The organism is Streptomyces sp. NPDC015661 (genome assembly GCF_043077765.1).
Classification (GTDB): Bacteria; Actinomycetota; Actinomycetes; order Streptomycetales; family Streptomycetaceae; genus Streptomyces.
On sequence record NZ_JBIBST010000006.1, the window covers coordinates 69,582 to 90,391 of the forward strand.

Annotated in this window: 16 protein-coding genes; 3 read left to right on the top strand and 13 right to left on the bottom strand. The window is 73.9% G+C overall.

What is annotated here, in order from left to right; genetic code table 11:
• Positions 1–3: 3 nt before the first annotated feature.
• The 3 genes from ACF07V_RS17455 to ACF07V_RS17465 all read right to left on the bottom strand — a co-directional run bounded on the left by ACF07V_RS17455 (position 4) and on the right by ACF07V_RS17465 (position 1,855).
• Positions 4–540: a GNAT family N-acetyltransferase gene (locus ACF07V_RS17455; protein ID WP_392155017.1), complete on the bottom strand. Its 537-nt coding sequence runs from the start codon at positions 538–540 to the stop codon at positions 4–6.
• A gap of 59 nt (positions 541–599) precedes the next feature.
• The gene (locus tag ACF07V_RS17460; protein ID WP_392155018.1) at positions 600–1,187 is read right to left on the bottom strand and encodes a histidine phosphatase family protein; all 588 of its coding nucleotides are present in this window, start codon (positions 1,185–1,187) and stop codon (positions 600–602) included.
• A 95-nt stretch (positions 1,188–1,282) separates the two neighbouring features.
• Positions 1,283–1,855, bottom strand: coding sequence for a TetR/AcrR family transcriptional regulator (locus ACF07V_RS17465; RefSeq protein WP_392155020.1), 573 nt, complete (start codon positions 1,853–1,855; stop codon positions 1,283–1,285).
• A gap of 92 nt (positions 1,856–1,947) precedes the next feature.
• Here ACF07V_RS17465 and ACF07V_RS17470 point away from each other — a divergent pair, with 92 nt between their 5' ends.
• Together ACF07V_RS17470 and ACF07V_RS17475 are read left to right on the top strand one after the other, a co-directional pair.
• Positions 1,948–2,343: a nuclear transport factor 2 family protein gene (locus ACF07V_RS17470; RefSeq protein WP_392155022.1), complete on the top strand. Its 396-nt coding sequence runs from the start codon at positions 1,948–1,950 to the stop codon at positions 2,341–2,343.
• A 56-nt stretch (positions 2,344–2,399) separates the two neighbouring features.
• Positions 2,400–3,410: an NAD(P)-dependent alcohol dehydrogenase gene (locus ACF07V_RS17475; RefSeq protein WP_392155023.1), complete on the top strand. Its 1,011-nt coding sequence runs from the start codon at positions 2,400–2,402 to the stop codon at positions 3,408–3,410.
• A gap of 4 nt (positions 3,411–3,414) precedes the next feature.
• Here ACF07V_RS17475 and ACF07V_RS17480 read toward each other — a convergent pair whose 3' ends face one another.
• Entirely contained in the window at positions 3,415–4,206 is a 792-nt protein-coding gene (locus tag ACF07V_RS17480) for a hypothetical protein (protein ID WP_392155024.1), read from the bottom strand.
• A gap of 318 nt (positions 4,207–4,524) precedes the next feature.
• On the opposite strand from ACF07V_RS17480, the gene ACF07V_RS17485 reads away from it, so the two are divergent.
• Entirely contained in the window at positions 4,525–6,099 is a 1,575-nt protein-coding gene (locus tag ACF07V_RS17485; RefSeq protein WP_392155026.1) for a carbohydrate-binding protein, read from the top strand.
• A 73-nt stretch (positions 6,100–6,172) separates the two neighbouring features.
• On the opposite strand, the gene ACF07V_RS17490 is transcribed toward ACF07V_RS17485, so the two are convergent.
• The 9 genes from ACF07V_RS17490 to ACF07V_RS17530 form a co-directional block, all read right to left on the bottom strand.
• A complete protein-coding gene (locus ACF07V_RS17490) occupies positions 6,173–6,916 on the bottom strand; it encodes a 4'-phosphopantetheinyl transferase family protein (RefSeq protein WP_392155027.1) in 744 nt (247 codons plus the stop codon).
• A gap of 7 nt (positions 6,917–6,923) precedes the next feature.
• Positions 6,924–8,216 (bottom strand): MFS transporter, encoded by a 1,293-nt coding sequence (locus ACF07V_RS17495; protein WP_392155029.1) that lies wholly within the window; start codon positions 8,214–8,216, stop codon positions 6,924–6,926.
• A 197-nt stretch (positions 8,217–8,413) separates the two neighbouring features.
• Positions 8,414–8,767 carry a hypothetical protein gene (locus ACF07V_RS17500; protein ID WP_392155031.1) on the bottom strand — a complete coding sequence of 118 codons (354 nt, stop codon included), beginning with the start codon at positions 8,765–8,767 and terminating at the stop codon, positions 8,414–8,416.
• The gene (locus ACF07V_RS17505; protein ID WP_392155032.1) at positions 8,764–10,059 is read right to left on the bottom strand and encodes a glutamate synthase-related protein; all 1,296 of its coding nucleotides are present in this window, start codon (positions 10,057–10,059) and stop codon (positions 8,764–8,766) included. Before ACF07V_RS17505 ends, ACF07V_RS17500 begins: the two co-directional genes overlap by 4 nt.
• Complete coding sequence (locus tag ACF07V_RS17510; protein ID WP_392155034.1) at positions 10,056–11,060, bottom strand: asparagine synthetase A; 1,005 nt, start codon at positions 11,058–11,060, stop codon at positions 10,056–10,058. Before ACF07V_RS17510 ends, ACF07V_RS17505 begins: the two co-directional genes overlap by 4 nt.
• A 154-nt stretch (positions 11,061–11,214) precedes the next feature.
• Positions 11,215–12,546 (bottom strand): methylaspartate mutase, encoded by a 1,332-nt coding sequence (locus tag ACF07V_RS17515; protein WP_392155035.1) that lies wholly within the window; start codon positions 12,544–12,546, stop codon positions 11,215–11,217.
• The gene (locus ACF07V_RS17520; RefSeq protein ID WP_392155036.1) at positions 12,543–12,953 is read right to left on the bottom strand and encodes a cobalamin B12-binding domain-containing protein; all 411 of its coding nucleotides are present in this window, start codon (positions 12,951–12,953) and stop codon (positions 12,543–12,545) included. Before ACF07V_RS17520 ends, ACF07V_RS17515 begins: the two co-directional genes overlap by 4 nt.
• Before the next feature lie 164 nt (positions 12,954–13,117).
• Positions 13,118–13,333 carry an MbtH family protein gene (locus tag ACF07V_RS17525; protein ID WP_225801301.1) on the bottom strand — a complete coding sequence of 72 codons (216 nt, stop codon included), beginning with the start codon at positions 13,331–13,333 and terminating at the stop codon, positions 13,118–13,120.
• Positions 13,330–20,745 carry a condensation domain-containing protein gene (locus ACF07V_RS17530; RefSeq protein ID WP_392155039.1) on the bottom strand — a complete coding sequence of 2,472 codons (7,416 nt, stop codon included), beginning with the start codon at positions 20,743–20,745 and terminating at the stop codon, positions 13,330–13,332. The genes ACF07V_RS17525 and ACF07V_RS17530 overlap by 4 nt, the downstream gene beginning before the upstream one ends.
• Positions 20,746–20,810 lie beyond the last annotated feature (65 nt).

The window sequence follows — 20,810 nt, forward strand, 5'->3', positions numbered from 1 at the left end:
CCCTCAACAGGCGTGGTCAGGAGGATTTTCGCGCAGGTCCCCTACGTACCGGTCGAGGCGTGCGGCGTCGCCGTGCGCTCGCCTGCCGGGGGTGAATCCCGCGCGAAGCGCGACCGCGGCGGACGCGGGATTCTCGGGATCGACCTGGATGACCGCCTCCCGCGCGCCCTCGGCAGCCGCGTACCGGGATGCCAGGAGGACCGCGCGGGTGGCCAGGCCATGGCCCCTCCAGGAGGGATAGAGGCCGTAGGCGACGTTCACCTGGCCGGGGGCCAGGCCCTCTCCCGTGAACCGCAGGTCGACCGTCCCCGCCAGCACCTTGTCGTCGCCCGCCCGGATGCCGAAGGCGCGGAGCGGCCCCGCGGTGGCCCATTGCTCCCGGCAGTGCCGGAAGTACGCCTCGACACCCTCGCGCGTACCGGGGCCTCCGTTGAGCCAGCGGACCAGGAGCTCGTCCTCCCCCTTGAGATGTGCGTCCACGTCCTCCAGGCGCAGCGGTGACAGCGTGATGATCCCGTCGGACAGCTCTGTCTCATGCATCCGCCCATTCTTGACGGCGACGCGGCCCCGCGTCCTCGGAAGCTCGGCGTTGTGCCGCCCTACGGGACGTTCCAGGCGGAGACGACGGGTTGCCCGTCCTCGATGGCCAGGAAGCCGAGCGTGCCCGGATGCGGGTGGCCGAGCAGTCGGCTCGCGGAGGCGTCGAGGCCGAGCCAGCGCACGGTGAGCACGCGCGCCAGGTGGCCGTGCGCGACCACGGCGACATCACCCTCCCGGAGCAGCGGACGGATGCGGTCGAGCACCGCGTCCGTGCGTGCGGCCACCTGCGCGAGCTCCTCGCCGGGGTGGTCGGCGTCACCGGGAACGACGCCGTCGCGCCACAGGTCCCAGCCCGGCCGCGTCGCGCGGATCTGCTCGGCGGTCAGGCCCTCGTAGCCGCCGTAGTCCCACTCCAACAGGTCGGGATCGGGCTTGGCGCCGGTCAGTCCTGCGAGCTCGGCCGTCCGCATGGCCCGGCTCAGCGGGCTACTGAACACGGCAACCGGTCGGCGGAGCGCCAGCCTTGGAGCCAGGACACTGGCCGCGGCCTCGCCCGCCGCGGTCAGCGCGACGTCGGTCCGTCCGGCGTGCCGGCCCGACAGGCTCCATTCGGTCTGGCCATGCCTGATCACTATCAGCTCACCCATAGCCGCGCACGCTATCCGATCCCCCGGCCCTGCGCGGTGGGATCACCCCATGAGATGAGCTCCCGGGCATGGCGGGCGCGGGCCAAGGCGCCCCCTTACGGGCGACCCGCGTCGATGAGGTACTCGGCGAGGTCGCGGGCCGCCGCCGCGGGCTCGCTGCCGGGGCGGGTCGCACCGGCGGCGAGGAGGCCGTCGACGAGGAGGAGGAGCTGGTCGGCGGCGAAGTCGGGACGGGCGTGCCCGAGGGCGACGAACTCGTCCGCGAACAGGCCGTGGAGGGTGCGCCGGTAGGCCCTGGTGACCTCGTGGCCGGGGTGTTCCGGGTCCGTGAGCGTGAGGTCGGCGGCGAGGTAGCGGCACCCGCGGAAGTCCGGGTCGGCGGCGATGCGGCCGAGCCGGTCGACGACCGCGAGGAGCCGGGCGCGGGGGTCGTCCCCCGCCTCGTCCATGGTGGAGCGGTACCGCTCGACGTCCTCGGCGGTGCTGCGGCGCAGTACCTGGGCGATGAGACCGTCCTTGCCGCCGAAGTGCTCGTAGAGGGAACGGCGGGCGACGCCGGCGCCCTTGAGCAGGGCGTCCACTCCGACGCCGACACCCTGGGTGTACGTCAACTCCTGGGCGGTGAGCAGGAGTCGCTCACGGGGGCCGGGCTTCACGGAAGTGCTCATGACTCGATTCTGCAGTACTTGACACGGTAGATCAATCGGTCTATCTATTTCTCTCGTAGACCGAACGGTCTATCTCTTCCGAGGAGGCGTCCATGCCCGTACGCACCACCGCCGAAGTCATCGACCGTTTCAACCGCGCGTTCACCGACCGCGAGGCCGGCCTGCTGGCCGACCTGATCGCGGAGGACTGCGTCATGGAGAGCGTCCAGCCCGCGCCGCGCGGGGAGCGGGTCTCCGGGCGCGAGGCCTGTACGCAGTGGTGGACGGCCCTGGTCGACGACCTCGGCGCGCAGTTCACCCCGCAGGAGGTGATCGTGGCGGGGGACCGCGCGACGATCGTGTGGACCTACCGCTTCGGCGACGGCCCCGACCAGTGGGTGCAGGGCGTCAACGTCATGCGGGTGACGGACGGCCGGATCGTCGAGGCGCTCGGCTTCAGCAAGACCGCCGGCGAGGTCCCGCTGGCCGCCGAGTCCGAGGGCGAGTGACACCCGAAGCGGGACACCCCACAGCCACCATCCCTCTCACACGAAGGGCACGACCGATGCGGAGCTACCACCTGTCGCACAGCGGGGCCGGGCTGCACGGCCTCTCCGTCCGTGAGCACGACGTCCCGACGCCCGGCCCCGGTCAGGCCCTGGTGGCGGTGCGGGCGACGTCCCTGAGCTTCCGTGAACTCATGGTGCTCGACGGGACCTACGTCCTGCCGGTCAAGCCGGACCTCGTCCCCGTCTCGGACGGGGCCGGTGAGGTGGTCGCGGTCGGTCCCGGAGCCGACTCCGTGCGCGTCGGTGACCGCGTCGCCGCCACACTGTTCCCCTCGTGGCAGGACGGGCCCTTCGCCGTCGAGCACGCCGCGCAGCGCGGCGGCTCGCTGGACGGCATGCTCACCGAGTTCGCCCTGGTCGACGCCGACGCGCTCGTGACCGTACCCGCGCACCTGACGTACGCGGAGGCCGCCACCCTTCCCTGCGTGGCGGTCACCGCGTGGAACGCGCTGACCGGCGACGGCGGCGGGGTCCGCCCCGGCGACACCGTGGTCGTGCAGGGCTCCGGCGGCGTCTCCCTCTTCGCGCTCCAGTTCGCGAAGGCACTCGGCGCCCGCGTGATCGCGACGACCAGCAGTTCCGCCAAGGCCACGCGCCTGCGCGAACTCGGCGCCGACGAGGTCGTCGACTACACGGCCACCCCCGACTGGGCCGCCGAGGTCCGCGCCCTCACCGGCGGCCGGGGCGCCGACCGCGTCGTCGACGTCGCGGGACTCCTCCACGAGTCCGTCCGCGCCATCACCCTGGCCGGCACCATCGTGTGCGTCGGGTTCACCGGCAGGACCGCGCCGCCGCTCGACCCGTACGCCCTCTTCACCTCCGGTGCCACCGTCCGCAGCGTGGCGGTCGGCAGCCGCGCCCAGTTCACCGCCATGAACGCCTTCATCGAGAAGCACGGACTGCGGCCGGTCGTCGACCGCGTCTTCCCCTTCGACGAGGCCGTCGACGCCTACCGCCACTACGCCGGCGGAGCCCCCTTCGGCAAGGTCGTCATCGACCACGCCTGAGCGCTCACCGAACCCAGTACTGGGCGAGTGCTCCCTCCCGGTACGGAGCGGGGCTCACGCTCAGTTCGCCGGCGAAGGGACGGTCGAGGACGAAGACGAGGAGCAGGCTGAAGCCGATGAGGCCGGCGACCGAGGCGACGAAGAGGAGCTGGATCCGGAGCTTGCGCATGCCGTAGAGGAAGGTCAGCGGGACGAGGACGATCGCGCCGCCGAAGGCCAGGACCTGGAGCAGGGGCGGCAGTTCCTGCTGGGCCATGGTCAGGCGGGCGCGGCGCTGGGCGGCGACGTCGTTGAGGTGGTTGACGGCCTCCTCGTAGAAGACCTCCTCGCGCGGGGACTTCGGGTCGTACGCCTGCAGGACGTCGAAGGCGGACCGGAGGTGCACCTCGGTGGCACCGTAGCTCGGCTGTCCGGCGCGCATACGGGGCCACTGGTCCTCGACGACCGCGTGGACGTAGCCGCTGAGGGCGGTGTCGAGGTCGGCACGGACGGCGGGCGGGAAGGCGGCGGCGTCGCGGGCGATGAGCGCGGCGTCGGTGGCCTCGCTGGCGACGATGGTCTGCGTGCTGTCCAGCTGGGTCCAGAGGGTGACGATGACGAAGGCGAGGATGATCCCGTAGATCGCGCCGAACATCCCCAGGGTCACCCCGACCATGTCGTTGTGCTCTCCCCGGGCCAGCGACGGATACCTGCGGCGGAGCAGCACACTGCCGGCGACGGCGAGCACGACCGTCCCACCGACGGTGACCACGGCCAGAGTGAAGGTGCTGAAGTGATTGAGGAGCCAGAGCGACATGTGCGGGGAGTCTAGGTGCGGCGCGGGACCCTTCCCGGCCCACGGCGGCGATCACGATGAATCATCACCCACCCGTGTCGGCGATGGAACACGCTGCCGCCCCGAGGCACCCGTGACCTTGCCGCGGTAGCGGCACGACAGGCGCATCGCGACGCGATCGCCGTCCCTCGGGTCCCTCAACCCCCGTAAATGTTCAGCCATATGAACGCCAGTCACATACACAACCATTGACGCGTCCACGACGACACCTCTAGCTTCCGGAGAAAGCGCTTTCCCGTCCAGTCCCGGAACGCTGTCCATTCCCTCCTGGAGCCCCCCATGCATCTGCGATCCGTCACGGCCCGCGTCAGCCTCGTCGCGGGCACGCTCGTCGCCCTGTCCGTGAACACCGCGCACGCCGCGTCCACCCTGTACGAGGCCGAGTCCTCCCCCGCCGTGTGCAGCGGCACCGTGGACTCCGACTGGGCCGGCTACACCGGCGGAGGCTTCTGCAACGGCACCAACGCCGTCGGCGCCTACGCCCAGTTCACCGTGAACGCCCCCTCCGCCGGAACGGCGACGCTCGCCGTACGGTTCGCCAACGGGACCACCACGGCGCGGCCCGCCGGCCTCCTCGTCAACGGGTCCACCGTGCAGACACCGTCGTTCGAGTCCACCGGCACCTGGACCGCCTGGACCACCAAGACCCTGACCGTCTCGCTGAACGCCGGCAGCAACACCATCCGGCTCAACCCCACCACCGCCGCCGGCCTGCCCAACATCGACTCCCTGAACGTCACCTCCGCCGACACCCCGCCGCCGACGAGCGGCGCACTGTACGTCGCCCCGAACGGCACGGACGGCGCCTCGGGAACACAGTCCGACCCCACGACACTCACCTCGGCCATCGGGCGCGTCTCCGCCGGCGGGACCGTCTACCTCCGCGGCGGCACCTACCGTCACTCCACGACGATCACCATCCCGCCGGGAAACAACGGCACGTCCGCCGCCCTCAAGACCCTGTCCGCCTACCCCGGCGAGACCCCGGTGCTGAACTTCTCCGCCATGACCGAGGACCCGGCCAACCGCGGCCTCGCCGTCAACGGCTCGTACTGGCACGTCAACGGCGTCGTCGTCGAGCGCGCCGGCGACAACGGCATCTACGTCGGCGGCAGCCACAACGTCATCGAGCGCACGGTCACCCGCTTCAACCGCGACACCGGCCTCCAGCTCGGCCGCATCGCCTCCACCACGCCCCGCGAGCAGTGGCCGTCCGACAACCTGATCCTGAGCGCGGAGTCGCACGACAACGCCGACTCCGACGGCGAGGACGCCGACGGGTTCGCCGCGAAGCTCACCGTCGGCACGGGCAACGTGTTCCGGTACGCCGTGTCCCACCACAACATCGACGACGGCTGGGACCTCTACACCAAGACCGACACCGGACCCATCGGGCCCGTCACCATCGAGGACTCCCTCGCGTACGACAACGGCACCCTCAGCGACGGCTCCCAGGCCGGCGCCGGCGACCGCAACGGCTTCAAGCTCGGCGGTGAGGACATCGCCGTCGACCACGTGGTGCGGCGCACGATCGCCTTCCACAACGGCAAGCACGGGTTCACGTACAACAGCAACCCGGGCTCGATCACGGTCTCGAACAACGTCTCCGTCGACAACGCCCAGCGGAACTTCTCCTTCGACGCGGGCACTTCGGTCTTCCGGAACAACACCTCGTGCCGCAGCACGAGCAGCGGCACGAACGACCGGACCATCGGTGACGCCGACGGCTCCAACCAGTTCTGGTCCGGCTCGAACGGCTCCCGCTGCTCCTCCTACAGCGGGGCGCTGACCTGGTCGTACGCCACGGACGGCCGTCTCGTCGTGGCCTTCGGCGGCCGTACGGTGGCCTGGTAGGCCTCACACGGCGCAGGCATGGTCGTCGGCCTCGGGGTGCGCCCCGGGGCCGACGACCGCGTTCCGGCGCTCCTCACTGCCGGAGTGCCACGGCGGCGTGGTGTCCGTCCGGGACGGTGACGTCGGCGAGGAGCCAGCCGGTCGGCGCGGCGGGCACGGCCCCAGAGCCGACGTAGTCCGCCGACGGATCCGCGCCCAGGCCGACGCCGAGTCCCTTCAGATAGGCCTCCTTTCTCGTCCACACCCGTGCGAACGCGGCGGGGCGGAGTGCGGGCGTGAGGGCGGCGAGTTCCGCCGCCTCGGCCGGGTGGAGGACCTCCGAGGCCTCCGCGACGGTGTGCGGCGCCGGCACCCGCTCGATGTCCACGCCGACGGGGCTGGTCGCGACGGCGATCAGGCTCAGTCCCTCGCAGTGGGAGAGCGAGAAGTGCAGTCGTCCGTCGGGCAGTACGGGGCGTCCGTGCGGCTCGCCGCAGCAGGGGCACGGCGCCCGCGCCACGGACACGGCGCGGGGCGCGATGTCCAGGTGGGCGCCGAGCAGGCGGCGCAGCCCGACGTGCGCGCAGAGGTAGGTGGCGCGGTCGCCGGAGCGGCGGAACTCCTCGGCGCGGGCCAGTTCCTCGGTGGCCAGGACGAGGGGGGCGTATCGGCTGACGGTGTCCTGATGGGCTTCGGTGGCCACCAGCCACAACTGCGGCCGTACGGGGCGGAGCCCGGGCAGCCGTGGCAGGGCCGTGGTCAGGGGCGGGAGCGTGGTCGGGACGAGCGGGCCGGCCGGCGGAGCCGCCGGCGGTGGCGGGGGAACCAGCGAGATCATGTCTGCCTCACACGGACGTGGCGGTGGGCTCCGGTGCGGTACGGGTACGGGCGTCGGCGCGCGGTGTGGCGATGGCCGTCCCGCCGCGCAGGGCGACGGCCGCGGCGACCGGGGACAGCAGGGCGAGGCCCGCGCACAGCAGCCAGGTCCCGGTCACCCCGAGGTAGAGCGAGACGGGGCTGAACACGGCGAGGGACAGCGGTGCCGCGCCGATGCCGGAGAGCGCGAACGTGGACATCGCGGCACCCATCCGGCCCTCGGGAACGGCCTGCTGATAGGCCGTCACCAGGGCGGGCCCGTTGAGGCCGGAGAGCAGGCCGACGGCGCCGGCCGTGGCGGCCAGGACGACGGGTGAGGGGACGAGCGCCATGGCGGCCATGCCGGCGGCGAGACCGACACCGGTCACCACCAGTTTGGTGTGCGCGGGGATGCGGTGGGCGAGGGCCGCGCCCAGGGCCGCCGACGCGAGCGCGCCGGCGCCGAAGACGGCGAGGACCATGGCCACGGCACCTACGCCCCAGCCCTCGTCGGCGGCCCGCAGGGGCAGCGCGACCTCGGCCGGCCAGAGGAACGCCAGGTCCATGCAGAAGCAGGCGACGAACATCCATCGCAGGCGCGGGTGCGCGGCGAGGAGCCGGAAGCCGTCTCCGGAGCGGCGCAGCAGGGAGGGCCCTTGCGGGGCGCGCTCGGGCCGTGTCATGCCCTGGGTGACGTGGGTGGCGCAGGCCAGCCAGACGGCGCAGCCGACGGCGGCGGCGGTCATGGCCACGGGCAGTCCGCCGACGACGACCAGCCAGGCGCCGAGGGGCGATCCGGCGATGGGGGCGAGGCGCAGCACCATGGAGAAGAGGGAGTTGGCGCGGCCGAGCTGGTCCTGGGGGGCGAGGCGGGGCAGCAGGACCCCGGAGGCGGGCCCGGTGAGACCGAGCAGGACGCCGTCGACGAGGGCGACGGCGATCAGCGGCCACAGCGTCTCGGTCGTGGCGGTCACGACGACGCCGGCCCCGAGGACGAGGACGCGGACGCCGGTCGCGCGGAGCAGGACGGCGCGGGGGCCGAGCGCGTCGGCGAGCGCTCCGCCGAAGAGCAGCAGCAGGGCCCGGGGCAGGGTGGCGGAGAGGGTGACGTACGTGACGGCTTCCCGGCCGCCGAGCTGGACGGCCGTCCAGCTCATGGCGATCAGGAGGGCGAAGCTGCCCGCCTGCACGGCGGCCTGACCGATGACGAGACTGCTGACGCGGCGCCAGTCGACGGCGGGCGCTGCGCCCGCCGGTGCGCCGGTTTCGGGGGTCGTTCCCATGGGGTCGGCTTTCTGTGGTCGAGGGGCGAGGTGAGGGAGGGCGGCGCCGTTCGAGCGGGCGGCCCGGTTCGAGGGGACGGTGCCGTTCAAGGGGCGGCGGTCGGGTGGAGGGGACGGTGGCGTTCGAGCGGGCGGCCCGGTTCAAGCGGGCGGCCGGGTTCGTGCGGTGGCTCCCGGTTCAGGCGGTGGCTCCGCGTTCAGAGGGGCGGGCGGATATGGACCCGTACCCCGGCGGCTTCGCCGCGGAGCGTGGCGGCGACCGCCTGGGCGACGGCGCGGTCGGCGGCCCTGCGGACGGCGCGTCGGCGGCGCGGGGCATGGGCACTGGGCCGGGACGTGACCCGGTCGGGCGGACGGGGGGTACGGAGTTCGACGCGGCCGCCGAGGTAGCCGCGGCCCGCCTCGGCGAGGGCGCGCTGCGCCGTGTGCCGGGCCGCGGTGACGAGGCCGGCGCCGTCGTGGGAGACGGCCACGGTGATGCCGGGGGCCTCCCGGACGGAGAAGCAGGCGTGGACGGCGGGGGCCGTGCCGCGTCGCCGGTGGGCGGTCATGGCGTCACGCCCAGGGGCGGCAGTGCGTCGGCGGCGCGATCGGGGTGGGACGGCCGGCCGTCGGGCCACCACAGGTCCTCGGGGCCCAGGGCGGTGACGGTGTACTTGCCCAGCGCGCTGATGAGCAGCCTCAGTTCGAGGGCGATGCCGTCGACGAGGCGCTCCAGGCCGTGTTCCGGATCCTCGTCGACGGCCACGAGGGCCGCCCGGCCGAGGCCGACGGCGGTGGCGCCGAGGGCGAGGGCGCGTACGACGCGGCCGCCCTCCCACATGCCGCCGGCGGCGAGGAGGCAGCCGTCGGGGCGGCCGATGCGGCGCAGGGATTCGACGAGGGGCAGGCCGACGTGGTCGAGGAAGACGCGCGGGGCCCAGCCGGTGCCGCCTTCGGCGCCGTCGACGGTGACGGCGTCCGCTCCGGCGGTCCAGGCCGTGCGGGCGGCGTGGGCGATGTCGCGGCCCGGGTGGAACTTCACCCAGGTGCGGGCCTTCGGGAAGTTGTTCCGCATGAAGCGCAGCTGCTGGCGGAGGATCTCGTCGGTGAAGGTTCCGGGGGTGGCGCAGCGCAGCCGGTGCTCGCCGGCGGGGTCGAGGACCTGGAGGACGGTGAAGCGGCGGGCGAGCTGCTCGCCCTCGGCGCGGTCGACGACGGTCATGCCGCCGAGGCCGGGCTTGGCGCCCTGACCGGTCTTCAGCTCGAAGGCGAGCCGGCCGGTCTCCAGGAGGGGCCGGAAGGCGGGGTCGCTGTAGAGGAGGTTCCAGACCTCGGAGTCGGCGTCCTCGGTGGACTGCTGGACGACGATGCCGCCGGTGCCTTCGGGGGCGGCGTCGAGGTAGGCCTCGACGCGGGCGAGGAGGGCCGAGCGGGTGGCGTCGCCGGCGCGGCGATAGCCGTGCACGGGGATCACGTTCTCGCCGATGACCATGGGGATGCCCAGGCGGGCGGCCTGCCGGCTCGCGTGGACGGCCAGGTCGCCGCTGCCGGCGCGGGTGGAGCCGAAGGCGGACAGGTAGAGGGGCAGCCGTGCGGTGAAGCCGCCGACGCGGGAGCTGAGGTCGACGTCGCCGAACTCCGGTTCCCGGGCGAGGTCGATGAGCTTCTCCAGCCGCTGGGGCATGAAGACGGGCGGGACGATGCGGGCCCGGTCGAGCTCGTCGGCGAGGCCGCTCCCCGTGCCCGGTCCGTACAGCTGTGTGCCGTACGAGGTGGGGTCGGGGAAGACCTCGGCGGTGCCGTTGCGGGCGCGGGCGCGGACGGCCCGCTCGGGGAAGCCGGGGGCGCCGAGGGCGGTCACGGGGCCACCACCCCGGGGAGCTTGGGGTAGGCGCTGACCTGCCAGAGGGCGTCGAGGCCGGTGAGGAAGCGGACGAGGCGCTGGAGGCCCATGCCGAATCCGGCGCTGGCGGGCATGCCGTCGCGGGCCTCCTGCAGGTACCAGGCGTACTTGGCGGGGTTCTCCCCGCTCTCCCGCATGCGGGTGACGATGGTGGCGTAGTCGGCCTCGCGCTCGCTCCCGGAGACGAGTTCGCCGTATCCGTGGGGGGCGATGAGGTCGAAGTTCCGCAGGACACCGGGGCGTTCGGGGTCCTCCCGGTCGTAGAAGCCGCGGGAGCCCTTGGGGTAGTCGTTGACGAAGAAGGGGCGGTCGCTCTCCAGGGAGAGGAGCCGCTCGCCGGCCCAGTCGATCTCGCCGTCGGGGTTCTGCGGGTGGCCGGCGGCGAGGAGGCGGGACACGGCGTCGTCGTGGGTGCAGACGTCGTACTTGCCGGCGCGGATGTCCGCGAAGTCGCCCTCGACCCGGCCGAGTTCGCCCAGGATCTCGGGGACGGCGGTCCACACGTGCTCGGTGACGTGGGTGAGCAGGCCGGCGGCGATCTCCTGGGCGTCCTCGCGGGTGCCGTCGGCGATCTCCACGTCGATCTGGTGGAACTCGACGAGGTGACGGCCGGTGCCGGCGGTCTCCTCGGGCTCGACGCGCACGTTGGGGGCGATGTAGAAGAGCCGGGGGAAGCCGCGGAGGGAGGCCTGCTTGTAGAGGATGGCGCTGGTCATCAGCTTGTACGGGTGGCCGTAGTAGTCGACGTCGAGGGCCTTGGCGCCTCGGCCGCCGGGGTCGGTGACGGGGCCGACGAGCGGGGGCAGCAGCTCGGTGAAGCCCTCGCCGCGCAGGAAGGCGCGGGCGGCGTGGAGGGCCTCCTGCTGGACGAGCATGGCGGCGCGCAGCCGGGGCGAGCGGAGGTGTTCGCCGAGCGGGGGCGGGGTGGCCGGTACGCCGGCGGGGTGGGGCTTGTCCATGGCGGGGCTCCTGTTCGGTGGCGTGGGTGGTCGGGGCTCTGTCGAGTGGTCGGCGGGTGGTTGAGACGGTGAGCGGGGTGTCGGCGCGTGGTTCAGACGGTGAGCGGGGTGTCGGCGCGTGGTTCAGACGGTGAGCGGGGTGTCGGCGGGTGGTTCAGACGGTGAGCGGGGTGGCCTGCGGTCGGTCGTGGCCGTCGCCGCCGTCGCGGTGCCGGGGGCTGTCGTACCGGTCGGCGACGTGGTGGAGGGCGGCGAGGAGGCCGGCCGAGGTGAGGGGGGCCGCGTCGGCCGCCGTGTCGGGCCGGATCGGCATGGCGCCGGTCCGGGCCCAGCGGAGCCGGCCCTCGGGGTCGACGAACCCCAGGGAGCGGCCGGCGTTGTCGGGGTGGAGGCAGAAGGGCACGTCCAGGAGCCCTCGTTCGAAGGCGGCCGGAAGGGCCCGGGACAGGTCGGGGTGGAGGCCGAGGACGGTCTCGACGAGGGTGCGGGCCTCCTCGTACACCTCGCCGTCCGCGTCGGCCGTGGCGCCGGGCTCCGGGGGGCCGGCGAGCGCGGCGGCCGCGGCGGCGGTCTCCAGGGCGCGGACGTTCTCCTCGACGGTCGGGATGCGATGGGCTTCCGCGGTGGTCTTGACGATGAGGCGGCCGGCGCCGGAGCGTACGGCGAGCCGGGCGGAGGCCTCCAGGAGGCGGGTGGCGCCCTGCTCGGTGCGGGGGTAGACGCCCATGTAGGTGTAGAGGACGACGTGGTGGTCGATGCCCTCGGGCAGGAACTCGGCGGCGAGCCGGTGCAGGGCGCGCAGGGCCTCCTCGTCCTGGGACGGGTCGGTCTGCTGGGCGTAGCTCAGCGAGACGCTGCGCAGCCCGAACTGCGCGAAGAACAGGCACTCCAGGACGCTCGTGGCCACCAGGAGGCCGGGCGGGCAGAGCTGGCCGAGGAGGCAGCCGCCGAAGCTCTCCAGATGGGGTGTGGTGCCGGGGCGGGCCCCGGTGGCGAGCAGGTCGCAGGCACGGGCCCAGGCGGTGACGGACTCCCGCAGGGGGGTGCGGCCGTAGGGCAGGCAGTAGGAGACGGGGCCGCCTTCCGTGGCGTCGAGTCCGGCGGCGGTGAGCGCCCGGACGATGGCCAGGGGGCGGGCGGAGCCGTGCCGGACCTGAACGGGGAAGGCGGCGTCGTGGAGGCCGTCGAGGACGGCGCGGGTGGTGGCCGGGGAGTGCGCGGCGATCGGGTAGCCGTTGAGGCGGCTGCCCTCGGTCACGGCGGCGCGGGCGGCGGCGAGGTCACCGACGCGGGTGTAGCTGTCGACGGTCAGGGTGCCGGCGGTCTGCGCCGTGGCGGCCCTGGTGCGGGCGAGCCCGGCCCGCATGCGGCCGGGGTCGCCGAAGCCCATGCGGGGCTGGACGACGAGCCGGCCGGCTGCCGCGGACGCCGCGACGAAGCCGCCGAAGTCGGAGAGAGGGGCCGGTGCGGGGGCCGGGGCGGTCAAGCCGGCACCTCCCTGCGGGCGCGGGCGGCGAGGAACTCCCGCAGGGCGTCGAGGTCTTCGCCGAGGACGGCGTCGCAGCCGGCCTCGGTGAGGCGGGCGACGTCCTCCTCCTGGCGGTGTCCGGCGACGCCGAGCTTGCCCCCGAGCACCACGGGGAGGCCGGCCAGGGCGGGTTCCGCGCGCAGCCGGCGCACGGCGGCGAGTCCGTCGCGGTATCCGTGCCCGTTGACACTGCTGAGCACCACCGCGTCGGGCGCGTGCCGCAGACAGCCGGCGACCAGCAGCTCGGCAGGGGCGCAGGGACCGAGCCCGACGACCTCGTGGCCCTGTTCCTCGAGGAAGAGACGGAGATACACGAGATTCCAGGTGTGGGAATCCGATGCGGTTCCGCTCAGGAGTATCTTCATGTGTCGAGGATAGATTTCCGGGGATTCCGGAAGGGGAAGTACGACCGGCAGCAAGGACCGGCACTTTCGCTCCGGAATTCCCCTTCCACGCCTGGCCGGCGGGAATACGGAAAGCGCCGTGCCCCGCATCGGCTGCGGGGCACGGCGCTTCGGTCGCGCGGGGGTCAGGCGTACTGGGCGACGAGGCTGCGCGGGCGGATGTCGGTCCAGTTGGCGGTGATGTACTCCAGGGCCTCGGCGCGGTCACCGGCGCCCCAGACGCTCGTCCAGCCCGCCGGGACGTCCGCGAAGGCGGGCCACAGGGAGTGCTGGCCCTCGTCGTTCACGACGACGTGGAAGGTGCCCTCGGCGTTGTCGAACGGGTTGACGGACTCGCTCATGACTGACTCCTCGTTTCTTCCTTCTGAAGCGCGGAGAGTTTCTCCGCGACTATTCTTCCGATCGTTTCGAGAGGTTCCGGTTCGGCCATCTGAAGATGGCCGCATTCGACGGTGTGGTTGTCGACGACGCCTTCGGTGAAGGGAATCCAGGTGGCGGCGAGAGCGCCTTCCCGCTCCCCCGGCCGGCGGGCGGTGAAGAACACCGTGTCCGCGTCCGCGACGCCCGGCACGTGCCGGGCCATGAGTGCGGCATGGGTGTCGGAGGCGCGGAGCACCGCCCGGAGTTCGGCGTCGGAGAATCCGGCGAGGACGGGGTCCTCACGGCGGATCTCCGCCATGGCCGCGGCGAGGTCCAAGGCGGCAGCCGGCCCGGGTGCCGCGGTCCGCTCCTCGGGCGGGAGTACGGAGACGCTGCCGGGTCCGGTCTGGTGGACGTCCATCAGCGCGAGCAGGTCGACCCGTTCGCCGGCCTCGCGGAGCCGTACCGCCATCGCGTGGGCGACGAGACCGCCGTACGACCAGCCGAGCAGCCGGTACGGGCCCCAGGGCTGGACCTGCCGGATCTGCTCCAGGTAGTCCTCGGCCATCGCCTCGACGCTGCGCGGCCGGTGCCCGGGCTCGCTCAGCGCGCGGGCCTGGAGCGCGTACAGCGGCTGGTCGTCGCCCAGGTGGCGGGCGAGGCCGGCGTAGGCCCAGCCGACGCCCGTACCGGGATGGACGCAGAACAGCGGGCGGCGGGTGCCGCGGGTGCTGAGCGGCAGCAGGACGCCCAGGGCGGCGGCCGTGCCGTCGTCCTCGGGCGAGCCGAGCAGCCCGGCCGGGGTGGGCAGGCGGAACAGGTCGCGGACGGTGCGCTCGATGCCGAGGACGCCGCGGACGCGGTTGACCAGGCGGACGCCGAGCAGCGAGTGGCCGCCCAGGGCGAAGAAGTTGTCGTCGATGCCGACGCGGGGCACGTCGAGGATCTCGGCGAACAGGGCGCAGAGCACCTCCTCGCGGGCGTTGCGCGGCTGCCGTCCGCCCTCGGCGGCGGCGGGACGGTGCGGCGCGGGGAGCGCCGTGCGGTCGGGTTTGCCGTTGACGGTGAGCGGCAGGGCGTCGAGGACGACGACGGCGGAGGGCACGAGGTGTTCGGGGAGCGTGGCTCGCGCCTCGGCGGACAGCTCGGCGATCAGTTCGGCCTCGGTGACCGCCGTGTCCGCGCGGGGGACGACGTAGCCGACGAGGGTCTTGTCGCCGGGCCGGTCCTCGCGGACCACGACGAGCACCTGGCCGACCGAGGGATGCGCGGCCAGGACCCGTTCGACCTCGCCGGGTTCGATCCGTACGCCGCGCAGTTTGATCTGGCCGTCCGCCCGTCCGAGGAAGCGGAGTTCGCCGGCGGGGGTCCACAGCACACGGTCGCCCGTGCGGTACATGCGGCTGCCGTCGCGCTCGAACGGGTCGGGGACGAACCGCTCGGCGGTCAGCCCGGCCCGGCCGACGTATCCGCGTGCCACGTGCGCGCCGGCGATGTACAGCTCGCCGGGGACGCCCGGCGGGACGGGGCGCAGCGCCGCGTCGAGGACGTGGCTGCGGGTGTTGTCCATCGGCCGGCCGAGGTGGAGGCCGGTGCCGCGCAGGGCGCGCTCGCGGGTGCCGAACCACTGGTTGTGGGAGGCGAAGGTGGTCTCCGTGGGGCCGTAGGAGTGGACGAGGACGGTGTCCGGGCAGTGGGCGAGGACCCGTTGGACGGCGGCCGGGCCGGCGACGTCGCCGCCGGTCCACACCTCGCGCAGGAGGCGCAGGGTGTCCAGGCCCTCGTCGGCCATGACGTGGAAGAGACCGACGGTGAAGTAGGCGGTGGTGACGCCGTGTTCGCGGACGGCGCGGGCGGTCTCGGCGAGGTCCGTGCCGTCGCCGCGGGTGAGGACGAGGCTGCCGCCGTTCAGGAGCGGCACCCAGATCTCGAAGACGGAGGCGTCGAAACCGGTCGCCGAGTGGACCAGCATCCGGTGCGGGCCGCCGGAGCGGACGTCGCGGTCGGCGGCGAGTTCCACCACGTTGCGGTGGGTGACGCCGACGCCCTTCGGCCGGCCCGTCGAGCCGGACGTGAACATCACGTACACCAGGTCGTCACCGGTGGCGCGGACGTCCTCGGTGAGGGGCTCCCCGGCATCGGGCACGTCCACGAGCAGGACCGTGGGGGCGACGGCGTCGGAAGCACGCTCCTCGCCGTCCGCCCCCGGCCGGAACCGGGCGTGGTCCTCGTCGGTCGCGGCAGGCGCGAACGCCGCGTGGTCCTCGTCGGTCGCCACGGGCCTGAACCCGGCATCGTCCTCGTCGGTCGCCCCCGGCGCGAACGCCGCATGGTCCTCGTCGGTCGTCACGGGCCTGAAGCCGGCATCGTCCTCGTGGGTCGCCCCCGGCGCGAACGCGGCATGGTCCTCGTCGGTCGCCACGGGCCTGAACCCGGCATCGTCCTCGTCGGTCGCCCCCGGCGCGAACGCCGCATGGTCCTCGTCGGTCGCCACCAGGCGCACCCCGGCGTCCGCCAGCATCAGGCGGAGGCGGGCTTCCGGCAGTCGCGGGTCCAGGGGCAGGTAGGCGGCACCGCACTTGAGGACCGCGAGGGCCGTCACCACCAGGGACACGCCGCGTTCGAGGAGGACTCCGACGGTGTCGCCGCGGCGCACCCCGGCGGTCCGGAGGCGGGCGGCCAGCGCGCCGGCCCGGGCGTCGAGCCCTCCGTAGCCGACGGTCTCCTCGTCCGTGATCAGCGCGGGCGCGTCGGGCGTCCGCGCGGCCCGGCGGGCGATCAGCTCGTGGATCGTCTCCGGTGCTCCGGGATCCACCACGGTGGCGGTGTCGTTGTACTCGTCGACGAGCCGGAACCGGTCGGCCGCGGTGAACAGGTCCACGTCCCCGATCCGTACGCCGGGGTCGGCCGCCGCGGCCCGCAGGGTCGCCTCCAGATGGGCGGCGAGCAGCGCGGCGGTGGGGGCGTCGAACAGGTCCGTGGCGTACTCGAGGCCGCCGGCCAGGCCGGCCGGCAGCCCTTCGGCGTCCCGCCGCTCGCCGAGGGCGAAGGTCAGGTCGAACTTGGTGGAGACGGTGTCGAGGAGCGCCGGTCCGCCTTCCTCGAAGAGGCGCTTCGCGGCGGTCGCTCCGGGGGCGTCGCTCGTGTAGTCGTGGTGGAGCTGGACGACGATCTGGGCGAGCGGGTGGTGGGCGGTGGTGCGGGGCGGGTTGAGGTGCTCGACGACCCGGTCGAAGGGGAGTTCCTGGTGCCCGTAGGCGGCGAGGTCGGTCTGCCGGACCCGTTCGAGGAGTTCGGCGAAGGTGGGGTCTCCGGAGGTGTCGGTGCGCAGGACCAGGGTGTTGACGAAGAAGCCGATCAGGCCGCCGAGGGCCTCGTCGTCGCGTCCGGCGGTCATGGTGGCGAGCGGCAGGTCGGTGCCCGCGCCGTGCCGGGTGAGGACGGCGGCGAGGGCGGCCTGGAGGACCATGAACAGGGTGGCGCCGCTGCGCCGGGCCATGGCTTCGAGGGCCTGGTGGGTGGTGGCGTCGACGGTGACGGGGGCGCGTCCGCCGCGGTGGGTCGCTTCGGCGGGGCGGGGGCGGGCGGAGGGGAGTTCGAGTACGGCGGGGGCTCCGGCGAGGGTCTTCTCCCAGAACTCCGCGTGGGCGTCGGCGGCGGGACCGTCGATCAGGTCGCGCTGCCAGAGGGTGTAGTCGGCGTACTGGACGGGCAGCGGCGTCCTGTCGGGTTCCCGGCCTTCGACCCGGGCCCGGTAGGCGGTGGCGAGGTCGGCGAGGAGGGGGCCGGTGGACCAGCCGTCGGCGGCGATGTGGTGGACGAGCAGGACCAGGACCTGTCGCCCGGCGTCGTCGGGGGTGACGAGGGTGGCGCGCAGGGGCGTCTCCTCGGCCAGGTCGAAGACGTGTCCGGCGGCTTCGGCGACGGCGTCCTGTAGCCGCTCGGCGGGCACGGACCGCAGGTCGAGCGGGGGCCGGACGGTGGGCAGGATCTCCTGGTGGGGTTCGCCGTCGACGGTCCGGTAGCGGGTGCGCAGCACCTCGTGCCGGTCGGAGAGGTCGGTGAGGGCCTCGGCGAGCGCGCCGGCGTCGAGGGGTTCTACCGGCCTGAGGACGAGGGGGATGTTGTAGGAGGCGCTGGGGCCTTCGAGGGTGTCGATGAACCACAGCCTGCGCTGGGCGTACGACAGCGGGATCCGGGCGGGCCGGTCGGCGCGCGGGACGGGGCGGGGACGCGAGGGGACGGCCGCCGCCTCGGTGGGGGCGCGGTCGGCGATGCGGCGGGCGAGGGCGTCGGGGGTGGGCGCGAGGAGCAGGTCGCGGACCTGGACGTCGGCGCCGAGCCTGGCGCGGATCCGGTTGGCGAGGCGTACGCCGCTCATGGAGTGGCCGCCGATGGTGAAGAAGCCTTCGTGGGGGCCGACCCGGTCGAGGCCGAGGACCTCGGCGAAGAGTTCCCGCAGGGTGTCGGTGTGTGCGGCGGGCGGCTCCGTGCTGGGACGCACGGTCGCCTCGGCGGCGGGCGCGGCGCTGCGGGCGCGTCGGGCGTCGAGGGCGTGCCGGGTCGCGGGGTCGACGAGGCCGGTGTCCGGGACGGGGGTGCCGGGGTGCTCGGCGGCGGCACGCAGGGCGCGCTCCAGGGCGGTGAGCAGGATACGGGCGGTCTCCTCGTCGAGGACGTCGCGCGCGTACTCCAGGCCGAGCCGCAGTCCGGCGGGAGCGCCGTCGGCGTCCCGGAGCTCCTCGAAGGCGGCGGTGAGGTCGAACTTGGTGGTGGCCGGTCCTTCGCCGGCGAAGCGGCCCTCGATGGTGCCGAGGGGGAAGGGCCCGCCGTCGGGGCCTGTGGTCCGCAGGGTCAGCATCACCTGGAAGAGCGGGTGGACGCCGGGGGTGCGGGGCGGGTTGAGGTGCTCGACGAGGAGGTCGAAGGGGAGCCGCTGGTGGGCGAAGGCGGCGAGGTCGGTGTCGCGGACCCGGTGCAGGAGGTCGGTGAAGGCGGGGTCGCCGGAGGTGTCGGTGGGCAGGACGAGGGTGTTGACGAAGAAGCCGACCAGTTCGTCGAGGGCCTCGTCGTCGCGTCCGGCGACCGGGGTGCCGAGGACGGTGCGCTCTCCGGCGCCGGCCGCGCGCAGGGTGAGGGCGAGTGCGGCCTGCGCCACCATGAGGAGGGTGGCGTCGTGCTCCTCGGCGAGGCGGACGAGCCGTGCGTGGACGGCGGGTTCGACGGTGGCGGTCACCAGACCGCCGTCGTGGTCGCGGACTGCGGGCCGGGGCCGGTCGAGGGGCAGGTCGGTCGTGGCGGGCAGGCCGTCCAGGGCCGTACGCCAGTGGGCGAGGCCCCCGGCCACGACGGAGTCGGGGTCGTCGGCGTCGCCGAGGAGGTCGTTCTGCCAGAGCGTGTAGTCGGCGTACTGGACGGGCAGCGGCTCGCGGTCGGGTGCGCGGCCCTCGGCGCGGGCGGCGTAGGCGTGGGCGAGGTCGGTCATCAGCGGTTCGAGTGACCAGCCGTCGCCGGCGACGTGGTGGAGCAGCACGGCCAGGGTGGCGCCGGAGCCGTCGTCCGGCAGGAACAGGGCGACCCGCAGGGGGAGTTCGCGGGACAGGTCGAAGGTCTCGGCGGTGAACCGGGCGAGCCGCTCGGCGCGTTCCCCGGCCGGGTACTCGACGGTGCGCAGCCGGACGGCCGTGGGGGCGAGGACGTGCTGGTACGGCTCGTCCTCTGGGGCGAGGAAGACGGTGCGCAGCACCTCGTGCCGTTCGGCGACGTCGGTCACGGCGGCGGCGAGCGCGGCCGTGTCGGGGGTGGTCTCCAGGTCGAGGACGATCGGCATGTTGTAGGCGGCGGACGGTCCGTCGAGCTGGCCGACCAGCCACAGCCTGCGCTGGGCGTGGGAGAGCGGGACCCGGTCCTCGGCGGGCAGGGGTTCCTCGTCGACGACGGGCAGGCGCGGGTCGGCGGTGCGCAGCGCCTTGCGGTTGATCTTGCCGGAGCTGGTACGGGGCAGGGCGACGACGACGGAGACGGCGGGGACCGCGGCGGCGGGCATGCGTGCGCGGACCCAGTCGCGCAGCTCCTCCGCGCCGGTGCCGCCCCCGGTCACCACGAAGGCGACGAGCCGCTTGACGCCGTCGCCGTCCTGCTGGGCGACGACGGCGGCTTCCCGGACCCCGGGGTGGCCGGCGAGGACGGAGTCGACGGCGGCGGGGTCGATGCGCTGGCCGCCGATCTTCACCTCGTCGTCGAGGCGGCCGTGGTACAGGATCTGCCGGTCCTCGCCGATGGTGACGAGGTCGCCGGTGCGGTAGGCGCGTTCGCCGTCGAGCTCGGTGAAGCGGCGGGCGTTCAGTTCGTGCCGGTGGAGGTAGCCGCGGGTCAGGCCGCCGCCGAGCAGCCAGAGTTCGCCGCCGACGACGGCGGCGCGGACGCCGGGCAGCGGCCGGCCGATGGGGATGGGCCCGGAGTCGTGCCGGCTGAGGTCGGCCACGGTGGCCACGACGGTGGTCTCGGTGGGGCCGTAGCCGTTGAGGAGCCGGATCCGGTCGCCGACCAGGCCGCGCCACTGGGCGACGCGCTCGGGCAGGGCGGCCTCGCCGTAGATCATCACGGTGCGCAGGCCGTCGGGGAGGCGGACGGAGCCGGTGGTGAGGACGTACACGAGCTCGTGCCAGTAGGCGGCGGGCAGGTCGAGGTAGGTGACGCCGTGCCGGGCGCAGCCCGCGAGGAGTTCGGCCACGTCGAGCATGTCGTCGGTGCGCAGGAGGAGCGTGCCGCCGGCGCCGAGGGTCGCGAAGATCTCCTGGATGCTGGCGTCGAAGTGCAGCGGGCTGAACTGGAGGACGACGTCGTCGGAGCCGATGCCGTACGCGGGGATCGCGCCCGCGATGAAGTGCGCGAGCGAGTCGTGGGCGACGACGACGCCGTTGGGGGTGCCGGTGGAGCCGGAGGTGTAGATGACGTACGCCGCGCCCTCGCCGGCGCCGGGGCCTTCGAGGACGAGTTCGCCGTGCCGGGCGACGTCCGCGGGTGCAGGTGCCCGGTCGCCGCAGGCGTCCTTGAGGATGGCCTCGTTGCGGGCGTCGGGGGCCTGGACGTCGAGGGGCAGATAGGCGGCGCCGGTGGTGAGGACGGCGAGGAGGCCCACGATCGCGTCGATGCCGCGGGGCCGGTGGAGGGCGACGAGCCGCCCGGGCCCCGCGCCCCGCGCGGCGAGCTCCCGGGCCCGGTGCCGTACGGCGGCGTCGAGCTCGGCGTAGGTGAGACGGGCGTCGGCGTGGACCAGGGCGGGGGCGTCGGGGCGGGTACGCGTCTGATGGGCGATCAGGTCGAGCACGGGCGGGGCGGGGGCGGGAGAGGGTCCGCCGTCGAGCAGGTCTTCCGTTCTGCTGGGGGGCATGCTGAGTTCCTCCGGTAAAGGGCCGAGAGACCGGGGCGAACGGTTCCTCTCGCCTCCGTGCCCTT